This window comes from Yersinia sp. Marseille-Q3913 (genome assembly GCF_963892745.1).
Classification (GTDB): domain Bacteria; phylum Pseudomonadota; class Gammaproteobacteria; order Enterobacterales; family Enterobacteriaceae; genus Yersinia; species Yersinia bercovieri.
Map to the genome: position 1 here is coordinate 79,508 of NZ_CAWQAF010000010.1, position 13,051 is coordinate 92,558.

Below are 13,051 nucleotides of genomic sequence, written 5' to 3' on the forward strand. Positions count from 1 at the left end.
TGATGACTGGTATGCGCGATTACACCGCCCGAGAGAGGGAGATGTGCCACCAACGCAGTAAGGAGATCAGAGTGATTTTCATTGCTTATCCTATGATTATATTCAGTTTAATGGTGCTGCCACTATTGCTGGGCATCAGCTATATGTTCCGTGAACTTGTGTACTAGTTAACTGGTTCGTGAGGTAAATGTCAACCCCTGAATGATTGTTTTTTATCATGCTTAGAATGGCGGATTTTTTGTGTTGAGCGCGCTAACAGTATCAGTGGCAGTGTAAGATTGATTAACCTAAGTCTCATATTCGCGGGTATGATAGTCAGCCACGTTTTTTCTGGACTTTTGTTTTGACTGATAACTCCACCTTATCTGACACGGCTGCGACATCAACGGCCTTTAGGCTCTATGATCTGCATAGCCATACCACGGCGTCTGACGGCTCACTCACCCCCTCGGCGTTGGTGCTAAGAGCCGCGCAGATGCGTGTTAGTGTGTTGGCGATCACCGATCACGACACCACGGCAGGATTGACTGAAGCAGCCGCGACTATTGCGCAGGAAAAACTGGCATTACGGCTTATTTCTGGCGTAGAAATTTCCACTTTATGGGAAAACCACGAGATCCATATTGTGGGGCTAGGTATTGATGTTAACCATGCCAGCATCTGTAAACTGTTGCGCGAACAGTCTGATCACCGCTATGTGCGGGCGCAGGAGATCAGTGCCCGTCTGGCAAAAGCGCGCATCCCAGGTGCCTGGGAAGGGGCTAATCGATTGGCGCAGGGTGGTCAGGTCACCCGCGGGCATTTTGCCCGCTATCTGGTGGAGCAGGGGTTGGCAAGTAATGTCGGGCAGGTTTTTAAAAAGTACTTAGCCAAGGGCAAGACCGGTTATGTTCCCGCACAATGGTGTACAATAGAGCAAGCTATTGATGCAATTCAGCAATCTGGTGGGCAAGCCGTATTGGCGCACCCCGGCCGCTATGATTTAACCGCTAAATGGCTGAAGCGTTTGTTAGCGCACTTTTCTGAACATGGTGGTGACGCCATGGAAGTTGCCCAGTGCCAGCAAGCTCCCCATGAAAGGGCGCAACTGGCACAATATGCGCGCGACTATAATTTACTTGCATCCCAGGGGTCTGATTTCCATCAACCTTGTTCCTGGATTGAGTTGGGCCGCAAATTGTGGCTGCCCGCTGGGGTGGAACCGGTATGGCGTGATTGGCCTGTAGAGCCAGCCACTACCGATCGCAGTTTGGATGATGAGGTAGAGTCATGAGTCAATTTTTTTATATTCACCCAGAAAATCCGCAACCGCGCTTAATCAACCAGAGTGTTGATGTTCTGCGCAAAGGCGGTGTGGTGGTTTACCCAACAGATTCTGGTTACGCCCTTGGCTGCCGTTTAGAAGATAAGACGGCAATGGAACGTATCTGTCGTATTCGTCAGTTGGATGGCAATCATAACTTCACACTGGTATGCCGTGATCTATCTGAGCTATCGACCTATGCGTATGTCGATAACTCGGCATTTCGACTGATCAAAAACAATACGCCCGGGAACTACACCTTTATTTTAAAAGCGACAAAAGAGGTGCCTCGGCGTTTGATGAATGATAAACGTAAAACCATTGGTTTGCGTGTGCCCTCTAACCCGATAGCGCTGGCTTTGCTGGATGTCTTGGGTGAGCCGTTGATGTCGACCACCTTGATGCTGCCAGGCAATGACTTTGCCGAATCTGATCCGGAAGAGATTAAAGAGCATCTGGGCAAACAAGTGGATTTAATCATCCACGGCGGTTCACTGGGCCAGCAACCGACCACGGTAATTGATCTCACTGACTCTTCTGTGGAAGTTATCCGTGAAGGCGCGGGTGACGCCACACCATTCCGCTAACGCGCACAGCTGTTGGTTGTGACTACGTTGGTTAAAATTAGCCGTTGTTGGATAGGATTGGGTTGTTGAACAAACATGCTGCCGTGTGAGGCAGGGTGATTTCAACGTGTCGTATCCAACCGGCTTTTGCTGCGGCCTATTTTCTCCTCGTGGCACTGATGTTCCCATCTACTTTTTGATCCTTTGATTGCGCGATACTCCCCCGTTTAACCATCACCCAGTAATGCCAACCCACTCGATATTGCTTAATAAATCACACATTTTGTATTTTCATGCATTGCAGTTATTCCGACAGTGGCTTGGTCATATTAAAATCCTTCTATTTTACATTAACAATTTTCTGTTTTTATGGTGTAAAAAAACGACCACTTAAATGTATCTAATTGAAATGTATGTAGTAATTACGGTTTGATGGCTGTGCTATTGGTTTTGATTTTTATGAAATAGCCATAATTCAGCAATTTAAATAAACTATTAAAATGTAAAACTAATTTCACATCGATAATTATCTATATATTCTATTGCTTAGCCACTTACTTTTAATAAATTATCTTTTTAAGACAGATCCAATGAGATTTTAATTGTAAATATAATAAAGACACCTTCAATTTCATTAGACGATCTTTTATTCTAGGAATTAATCCAACTAACAGAATAAAATTTCACAGTATCTCTTTAACTCAACAATTGCAGAGTAAAGCATCGTTTTAATATAAATTAAAACTATAAACACCAATAATTATGTTTTCTATGTATACTCGACATGCTTTTTTAAGGCTATGGGATAAGAAAGGTATTAAAAAGAGAAACCCTCATATGAAATAAAAACTCTTCTTAAGAAGGCTATTTACATTTCTTTTCAAAACAGTATTTAAGTCGCTATCCCGTGCTGCTGTTAAATATTTATTCTTAATGGTCTGATTTAGCTGTTATAAGGTTATTCTTATGCCTGAATTATATATTCATTAAGAATATTCTTGCTTATTGCTGATCATCTACTTATTGATTTATATGGATAATGTGATATTTCCACGCTGGATGTAGGATGCGTCCTACGAATTTCGTTACTTACTCCTATATATCTGATTGACTGTGAGGGTTTATTATCGATACCAATGAACTATTATAAGTATTAATTCACCCACCAGTGGAAGTTAGTCAGATTAATTATGCGCGCATTAATTAAGAAAAATGCTGCTCGTTAATCACACCCCATAATTATACAGAGAAAGTCGAGAGTTCTATGAATCAAGTATTTAAAGTCATTTGGAATAGTGCCTTAGGTCGCTATGATGTTGCATCAGAGTTTTCCAAGTCGGGTAAAAAAACTAAGTCATTCTGTTCAGGAACTGTCGGCCTAACTTCCTCTGTGGCGGCACCTGCGCGTTTAAGTCAAATTGCGATGACGCTGATATTGGCGTTAGGTGCCGGCTCAGCATTTGCTGCCGATATCGATGTGCCTGTTTTTACGCCTGAAGTTGACTTTACACAGACCTTTACTGGCACAGGCAATACCTTAGCGGGGAGCTTTAACAATATTGCCCGCGGTGATGCTGGTTTTAAAAACAGCAAATTAGGCGATATTCCAGCAGGTAATTTCCTTTATGGTGCAGAGAATCTGATTAGTAAGAACATTTTCAACCTAGGTGATACGGTTACCGAAACCTTCCTTGATCCCAAAGGCACTGGCGCATTAATCACTATTAATGTGTATAGCAGCAATGGCATGTCAATTAAGCCGTTGTCCGAGTTTGTGGTGCCAATATCCTATGCGGTCGGCGAAAATGGTCAGTATGTTAATCGTAACTTATTCCATCTAGAAGATGGAAGTGACCTGAATGTTAATGTAGGTAGCACTGCCGCAGGCTGGGTCAATAATAGTGATAACTATTTTAGTGCCATTCTTAAAGGTGGTTTGAAAAGTGAGGCAGCGGTAACAACATCCTCGGCATTTTATGTCGAATCAAACAGTGTTTCCGCTCAGGATACCGTCTTAAATTATAACTCCAAGACCGTGGTAAATCTGGGTAATAACAGCAATAACATTCGTGATAGCAGCACCTCAGTGGCTAATGCTGTACTTGATGACTTTACCGGTGCCTTTACCAGCCCTTATTTAGGTGCGCAGAATGTTCAAAATTTTGCAGATTTCCAGAAATATAATAATGATTTGATCGCTGGCATAAAGAGTGGCGCAATTGTACTGGACAGCAAAGGCTATCAAGCTGAGTTGTCACGGGCATACATCACCAACGGCTCCAATACTTCACCCAAAGTCACTCCTATTTATATTGATATGGGTATTGGCGCCAATGATGCCGTCAACCACATTGTCGACTCTAGTCGGGTCGCCTTTATTCATGGTGATGGGCAAAATGCCATTGTGAATATTGGGACTGATGCCAATATTCAGGCTTTCAACACTGACATTTCAGTGGTTCGTTTGAACGATGGTGCAACACTGAATAATGCCGGCACCTTAGGTTCAGTCGCCGCTAGTGTGCGGGGAACGAATATTATCTTTGCCACGGACAGTCATGTTATTAATGAAGCGACCGGTGTGCTGGATGCAGGGACTAACCCTGAAATGTTGGATTTCAAATCCTCACCGACCGCCGTATTACCTCTGAATATCGCCAGCGGCAGCCATACTGCGATTTTGGCAAATGGTAGTTCGTCAGTCATTAACAACGGTATTATTAATACCGCTTCACGTGCGGCAAGTTCTTATACCCGTGCGGCCATCATTGATGGCAACTCTACTTTCGTCAATAACGGCGCGATTAATATCGCAGCCAGCGTCGATTTGTCGCCTCCCGCCGGATATGTCAACGAAGGGGTCAGTGTGCAGAAAGGTTCTACCTTTGAAAACAACGGCACAGTCTATGTTGGCCGCCAGGCCCAACGCACACTAACAGATGTGGTCACTGACCTGGCCATTAAGACCCAATCTTATGCCGTCAGGTTAGTGCAAGACACGGTAAATTTGACCAATATTGCCACCTTTACCAATAATACGATCGGCAAAATTGTGATTGGCAGCAAAACTGAAAACTCTATCGCCATTGATGCGCAAGGGGAGAGAGTTGCGGTCAATCAGAACGGCACCATCGAACTAAACGGTGCTGGTGCGACACCAGGACAAAATGCAGCGCAGAATATCGGTATTTCTTCCAGTAATAATGCCACCAATATTTTCAACAATGGCGATATCGTCATTAATGGCATCAATAGCGTCGGTATTAAAGTATTGACCAATAGCTCAGCCACCAATAGCGGCCATATCTATGTCAATAACGGGCTTGATCCAGCCACCAATTTGGCAAACTACGGTATTCAGGCCATCGGTGTGGGCGCGGTGGCGAATCTCTCCGGCCAGGTTAATTTAACGGGCGATGGCGCTATCGGGGTGGTAGCTGAAGATAAAGGGACAATTAATGTCACAGGCGTGGGCCAGGTTGAGTTCGTCTCTGGCAAAAAACAGGTGGGCTACCTGATTTACGGTACTGGCTCTAGCATTAATAACATTGCCAGTGGTGATGAAACTGTTTCAACCGAAGGCTCTACCCTATATCGTGTCGATAAAGGGGCCTCTTTCACTGGGACCACGGCCTCAACCATGAATGGCACCGGTAAAGACTCCTCGCTGATCCAGGTTGCTGGCGCGGGCAGTACGTTTAACTCCGGTGCTTTAGATATGGTGCTCTCAGGTGAGGGTGCTTCTGGGGTGAAAGTCGAGGGTGGCGCAACAGGCACTATCACGGCGAACGCCAGTTTGCAATTAAGTGGCGACGGCGCGACGGCGGGTATCGTCGATGGTAACTATTATGGTCTGGATGGTATTGCCACCGGAGCTACCGGCAAATCTGTGCTGACCAGTTCTGCCGTGTTGACCACCGGTAACACTGCCTCAGGCGCTTACGGTTATATCGCTCGCAACGGCGGTGAACTGATTCATAGTGGCACTATCGATTTCACCCAGGCCGGCAGTACGGGTGTGCTGGTAGATGGCGGGATCCTGACCAACGAAAACCTGATCACCGTAAATGGTACTGCGGTGAATATTCAGGGCGCTAATTCGACTGTCAATAACAGCGGTATCGTCAACGCCACTGACGGCACCGCCGCTTATCTGCTGGGGGCTGGTGCGAGTTTGACTCTGTCCGGTAACGGCGAAACCAAAGCGGGCGGCACTGCGCATGGCGTACTGCTCGATACCGATGCTATCGCCCTGACTGTTGATGGCGCAACTATCACCATGACAGCCGGTGGTAGCGGTAATGCTATTGAAAATAAAGCGGAAATCGCGGGTATTCAGTTAAAAGATACCACGCTGACCGTCGGCAATGGTGCCGGTGTGCGTACTGGTGCCTCGATGGCGGCAACCAACTCTGGTGAGATTAATGTCAATGGTAGCGGCACAGGTATTCTGTTTGCCAATACTGGCAACACGCAGACCAACAACACGCTGGATATGTCCGACTCGGCAGGTTTGGTGATTAACGTTAATTCGGCCGATGGTAAAGGGATTGTGACCAACTCCAGCCAGAATCTGAAAACCGGCGCTAGCGTGAATGTTAACAATGCAGCAGGCGGTGCCGCGCTTATCGTTGGCGGCACCACGGCGCAAGTTGAACAGTCCGGTAACCTGATCTCTGAGTCACTGAGCAGCCCTGTTGTCGATATCGATAATGGTTTTGTCAACAGCTTCGTCAACAGCGGCACCATTCAGGCCAACAGCGCGGCACAACAAGCGGTGATCACCACTAGCGGTAATGGTGTAGCCTTTACCAATGCTACTGATGGCAAGATTGTCGGCAAGGTGGATCTGTTAGCGGGCAACAACACCGTGACCCTGATGCAAGGCAGTGAAGGCACTGATTTCACCACCGGCACGGGTGACGACCTGTTTATTTTGAAAGATCTGACATTAGCCGATACTGGCGTGTTCAGTTCACTGAACGGCGGCACGGGCACGGATACCCTGCGCTTTGATAACTCGGTTTATTCCCTGAGTGACGCTGATGCTATCAGTAATATGGATTATATCGACCTGGTTAATAACTCAACATTCACATTGGAAAATATCTTGCTGGCGCTTGGCGATAGCCAGGATGACAACCTGAACACCGGTTTTAACTTGGGTGACGGCAGCCTGTTGCAACTCAACAACCTGAATGCAGTGAGTTTTAACAACAAGTTGAGTGGCCTTGGCACCATGGCAGTTAACACCGCCGGTAATGCATTCGATTTTACCGCCAATGCGGCGCAAAACGCCTTTAATGGGGTACTGGCTCTGGGCCATGCGACCTTTGAACTGGCAGCAGATAACACGGCAGCATTAGTTAATGCCACCCTGAAATTGGGCGCGGACAGCATCACCACGGTAGGTGACAATGTCCAAACTATCGGCGGATTAGTGTTTGATGGTGGTACGGTGAAGTTTGACACCGGGACTCCGGGTGAGACTGTCGCGAAAGGCTCCATTCACACCACCAATGAGATGGATCTGCGCGGGGCGGGCACGGTAGAAGTGAATATCGGCAGCATTGATAACAGCCAGAATCAAGTCAATCCTCTGCTGCCAATCCTCGAACAGGATGACACCAATACCCAGTTGCAACTGGCCATTAGTGACGCCACGGTGGTGGGTAACGGCGGCAATTTAGTGCTACAAGACCAAAATGGCAATGTGATTACCGATGCCACCACAGCCGATATTGCTCAGGGGGGCACCACAGTGGCGAAAGGGACTTACGACTATCGCCTGACCAGTGGGGTGAATAATGACGGTTTGTATGTCGGCTACGGCCTGACCGAAGTGGAACTGCTGGGTAGCGGCAGTGATGCGTTATCGCTGTATGCCACTAATAAGACTGGCAATGCGGCAGATTTGAGTGCCAGAGTGACCGGTAGTGGTGATTTGGCGATTGATACGGGTGCGGGCAGCAGTGTGTCACTCTCTAACCTGAACAACGACTACACCGGTATTACCGATGTGCGCAGCGGCACCTTGCAGATGCTAAATGACCATGTGCTGGGGAACACCTCACTGCTCTCTTTGGCAGCGGATACCACCTTTAATATGAACGGCCACAGCCAAACTGTCGGTGAGCTGAGTAGCAGTGCGGGTTCATCGGTCAATCTCAATGGTGGCAGCTTAACCTTGAGTCAGGGCGGTGTGTCTGATGGTGAACTGACCGGCAGCGGTGAGTTCACCATTGCTGCTGATACATTGACGGTGAACGGTGCGAACAGCACTTTGACGGCGACCACCAACATTGCCAGCGGTGCGCAAGCCTTACTGAATAGCGCAGTTGGTCTGGGCAGTGGCAATATCGTCAACGCCGGTTTACTGACACTGAAAGGTGCCGCGGGTCAGTTGGCGAACGCCATCAGTGATGCGGGTAGTGTGGTGTTGGAAGATAACAGCGATATCACGCTAACCGGTGATAACACTCTGTTCAGCGGCCTGTTTGATATTACCAGCGGCAGTCAGTTAACCGCCTCTCAGGCAGAGCATCTGGGCACCGCTGCGGTCACCAACGACGGCTCATTAGTGCTTAATAGCGCCAGTGACTGGTTGCTGGCAAACAGCATTACCGGCAGCGGCAGCCTGACTAAAAACGGCAGCGGAACAGTGTCATTGACCCAAACTGCGGCTTACACCGGGCAGACCGATATCAATGCGGGTGGCCTGATCTTAGGTAGCAGCGCCGACCCAATGACGCTGGCCAGCCAGCAGGTCAATATCGCTGACGGTGCCTTTATGGGCGGCTTCGGTGGGGTGGCAGGTGCCATTGATAACAAGGGCGTGCTGTTTGTCGGCAACCCAACGGCACCCATCACATCACTCTTGAACCGTCTGGCGCCGGCCAGCAATATCTTCACTGTTGGCACTGACCTGACCAACAGCGGTACGGTATTTATTGGTAATAAAATCAGTGACGGTACCGGCACCACGGGCAATCAATTAGTGGTCAACGGCAACTATATTGGTGACAACGGTCTGCTGCATTTCAACACGGCGCTGGGTGATGATAACTCCGCGACCGACAGCATGATTGTCAACGGTAACACCAGCGGTACTACCAACGTCAGTGTGGATAATGCGGGCGGTTTGGGGGCTAAGACCCTGAACGGGATTGAATTGATTCAGGTGAACGGCCAGTCAGACGGTGATTTCGTGCAAAGTGGCCGTATCGTTGCGGGTGCATATGACTACAGCCTGAAGCGTGGCGCGGGCCAGAATGCCACTAACTGGTATCTGACCAGCCTGAGCAATGACCCGGTTGATCCGAGCATCCCCGGTGGCCCAGATGAAGAAGATAAACGCCCAGAGGCGGGCAGTTACATCGCTAACCTGGCATCAGCCAACAATATGTTTGTGACTCGTCTGCATGATCGTTTGGGCGAAACACAATATATTGATGTGCTTACCGGTGAGCAGAAAGTCACCAGCATGTGGTTACGTAATGAAGGCGGTCATAATCGTTCACGTGATACCAGTGGTCAGTTGAAAACGCAAAGCAACCGTTATGTGATGCAACTGGGCGGCGATATTGCTCAGTGGAGCAATAATGGCCTGGACCGCTTACATCTGGGGGTGATGGCCGGTTACGGGAATAGCAAAAGCGACACCAATGCGCGCACTGGTTATAAGTCAAGCGGCTCGGTTAATGGTTACAGCACGGGTATTTACAGCACCTGGTATGCCAACGACGAAGATAAGTCTGGCTTGTATGTCGATGGTTGGGCGCAGTACAGCTGGTTTAACAACAGCGTGAAGGGTGAAGGGCTGGCGACTGAAGAGTACAAATCTAAAGGGATCACCGCCTCGGTAGAGAGCGGCTATACCTTTAAGATCGGTGAGAATAAGTCGAAGAACGAAACCTACTTTATCCAGCCAAAAGCACAAATCACCTGGATGGGTGTTAAGGCCGATGACCATCGTGAAGCTAACGGCACACAAGTGAGTGGGCAGGGCGACGCTAATATCCAGACCCGTCTGGGCCTGCGTTCTTATATGAAAGGCCACCACGAAAGTGATAATGGTAAGGATCGCGAGTTCCAACCCTTTGTGGAAGCCAACTGGATCCACAATACCAAAGATTTTGGCACCAATATGAACGCAGTTGAAGTGAAGCAGGCTGGCGCGAAGAATATCGGTGAACTGAAAGTGGGCGTTGAGGGGCAATTGAATAAGCAACTGAATGTCTGGGGTAACGTGGGCCAGCAACTCGGCGACAAAGGTTACAGCGATACCGCAGTGATGTTAGGGGTGAAATACAACTTCTAATCTTGGAGAGATCTGATAAAAACGGTGCTTCGGCACCGTTATTTATTTGCATCCAATTCAAACTGTCGCATTCAGAATAAACTCGCGGAAAAGGAACGATGCAACGTCATGAGAGTCATGGTGGTGAGTAATTGTAACCTAACAATATTTTCATTCGAAATCATCGTCAAAGAAATAAAGAAAGTGGCGGGTGAAACAATAGATATCAAAATTGAGAAAAGTCATTCAGTCGATGATGAGAGCATATATATTAAATCAGACGAGCAAAGTGTCGTTATTTTAGATGTTGATAATATCGCGCCATCTAAGGTGTTTAATACCATTAGTCAAATAAGAGAATCAAACCCTTGCTCTTTCGTGATGGTTTTTTGCAGAAAACATGAAGAGACCGAGGATTTTACTTATCTCGCAATCTTAGCGGACGGGATTTTATGTAAGACAGCCTCTATAGATAAAGTTAAGTCAATGATAATTAAATTAATCTCTTCATGCAAAACCCCTAAGGGCTTTGATCGACTTGATCTGACGAGTAAAATAAAATCGCAGCTAACTCTCCGGGAGAATGAAGTGCTCGAATGCATATTACTCGGGCTAAGAAATACCGACATATCAAGACGGCTGAATATGAAAAGTAAAACAGCCAGTGCTCACCGGCGAAATATATATAATAAATTAGGGGTTAAAACGATCAACGAGATACTCAGAACTTTACTTGCACCGCAAGCTGTTGATGATGAGTTCTTATGTTGACTCTGAATTCCAATAGGTGTTGATTATTACCTGTAGCACTAAATATAATTGGGTGCCTTAACCACTGACGCCTAATATGCCGCTGTTCAGCATTGTAATGAGACGATGGGTACATTTTGATGATTCTTGCTACAGCAAAGTGAAAGTTTCTTAGGGCGAAAAGGGTGATGAGACACTTTTTGAATCCTTGGCTGTGAAATTAGTGTAATATGCTCGGTCACGAACCAGCATGTAGGGCCTTTTGCGCGATTTTTAGCGCGCCATGCTGGGTTCCAAAATGTATTACAATCAATGAGTTCTGCTTGATTGTGAGCTTAACTTATTGATTACAATATATAACACGACGCCTGTGAAGGCGACATTAGAGGTTGCTCAATGAGCGAGAAGTCAGAAGACCAGAAATTACCAAACTCAAAGCCACAAAGCCCTAAACCGCAGGGCGCTAAAGTTGTGGGTGAAAAATTACAGAAAGTCTTGGCTCGAGCCGGTCATGGTTCTCGTCGGGAAATCGAAGCTATTATTCAGCAGGGCCGTGTCAGCGTAGATGGTAAAATATCCACGCTGGGTGATCGTGTTGAAGTGACCCAAGCCACTAAAATCCGCCTTGATGGCCATCTTCTTGCTATTACCGAATCTGAAGAGGCCGTGTGCCGTGTTCTGGCATATTACAAGCCGGAAGGCGAACTTTGTACTCGCAATGACCCTGAAGGCCGCCCGACGGTATTCGATCGTCTGCCTAAACTGCGTGGTTCGCGTTGGGTAGCGGTAGGTCGTTTGGACGTCAATACCTCAGGTTTATTGCTGTTCACCACTGACGGTGAACTCGCCAATCGCCTGATGCATCCAAGCCGCGAAGTTGAGCGCGAATATGCGGTGCGGGTGTTTGGTCAAATTGATGATGAAAAGATCAAGCAGTTGAGTCGTGGCGTGCAATTGGAAGATGGTCCAGCGGCATTCCGCACCATTAGCTTCCAGGGCGGAGAAGGGCTTAACCAGTGGTACAACGTCACCTTGACCGAAGGGCGCAACCGTGAAGTTCGCCGTTTGTGGGAAGCGGTTGGCGTGCAGGTTAGCCGTCTGATCCGAGTGCGTTACGGTGATATTAATCTACCGAAAGGTCTGCCACGTGGTGGCTGGACTGAGTTAGATCTGAAAGCAACCAACTATCTGCGTGAATTGGTTGAGCTGGATTCTGAAACCGTCAGCAAATTGCCGGTGGAAAAAGATCGTCGCCGGGTTAAAGCCAATCAAATTCGCCGCGCGGTTAAACGCCATACGGAAGTTGCTGGTCGTCAGGTTGCTGGCCGCCAAGGCACTGCCCGTAAAGGTTCTACCCGTCAAAATGTAGGTAATGCTGCTCCGGCCGCTACTGCCGGGCGTCGCGGATCGAATAAGCGCGGGTAAGTGATACAGTGGGAAGAGATGATTTTCTTCCCACTATTTTTGCGCATTAATAGCGTCGCCAATTTTCAGTACTTTCTCTTTTCGCCCCGAAGTATAAATAACTCACCTCTCTTCTTTCGAAAATATAAGCCAACTATAAATAACGTTTTCTTAACATAAACATAGGGTCAATCATCATTTGATACTGCTGGGATCACGATATTCTTGGTGGTTACAGTGCTCTTGGGGAATACCCCATCTCTAAGGAGCATTAATATGAAAAAGTCTATGTTAACCACCGGTGCGGCCATCTTATTTATTGTTGGTACAGGATTTTCCACTCTAACTTATGCGTGTGGTGGTCCTCATTCGCATTATGGCGACAATTGTGCAAAGACCTGTAGTCCGCTTTCGGAACCTTGGAAAACGCTCTGCTATTTTGGCGGGACGCAGCATCAATCGCAACCCGCGAGCCAAATGACACCGGCACCCCTTACGCCAGCCATGGGCATCTTGGCACCCTCACATACCCCGTTGATCCCGTTGGATAAATGACTTCAGTAAGCAGTATTAGTCAGTGCTAGCCAATACTATTTGGCGTTAGCCATCCTAAAGGGAAATAGAAGCCGCAGAATTATCTGAACTGACCCCATAAAGTTGGACGGTTTGTCAGACGGTTATCTGGGCCTGAGTTCGATACTCTACCGGACTCAGGCCTTTTAGCTTCTG

At 47.6% G+C, this 13,051-nt stretch carries 5 protein-coding genes and 1 other annotated feature (1 of these 6 only partly in view); all 5 genes read left to right on the top strand.

Going from position 1 to position 13,051, the window contains the following annotated elements; translation table 11 throughout:
• Positions 1–58: a sequence feature (Trp leader region), on the bottom strand (it extends 44 nt beyond the left edge of the window).
• A 285-nt stretch (positions 59–343) separates the two neighbouring features.
• The 5 genes from rnm to rluB all read left to right on the top strand — a co-directional run bounded on the left by rnm (position 344) and on the right by rluB (position 12,343).
• A complete protein-coding gene (rnm, locus tag AACW11_RS05130) occupies positions 344–1,273 on the top strand; it encodes an RNase RNM (protein ID WP_212586226.1) in 930 nt (309 codons plus the stop codon).
• On the top strand, positions 1,270–1,890 hold the full coding sequence (locus AACW11_RS05135; RefSeq protein ID WP_145498008.1) for an L-threonylcarbamoyladenylate synthase: 621 nt from the start codon (positions 1,270–1,272) through the stop codon (positions 1,888–1,890). The genes rnm and AACW11_RS05135 overlap by 4 nt, the downstream gene beginning before the upstream one ends.
• 1,243 nt (positions 1,891–3,133) lie before the next feature.
• Positions 3,134–10,189 (top strand): autotransporter outer membrane beta-barrel domain-containing protein, encoded by a 7,056-nt coding sequence (locus AACW11_RS05140; protein ID WP_212586227.1) that lies wholly within the window; start codon positions 3,134–3,136, stop codon positions 10,187–10,189.
• A gap of 108 nt (positions 10,190–10,297) precedes the next feature.
• Positions 10,298–10,939, top strand: a complete 642-nt coding sequence (locus AACW11_RS05145) for a helix-turn-helix transcriptional regulator (RefSeq protein ID WP_212586228.1) — start codon at positions 10,298–10,300, stop codon at positions 10,937–10,939.
• Between the two features lie 375 nt (positions 10,940–11,314).
• Complete coding sequence (rluB, locus tag AACW11_RS05150; RefSeq protein ID WP_212586229.1) at positions 11,315–12,343, top strand: 23S rRNA pseudouridine(2605) synthase RluB; 1,029 nt, start codon at positions 11,315–11,317, stop codon at positions 12,341–12,343.
• Positions 12,344–13,051 lie beyond the last annotated feature (708 nt).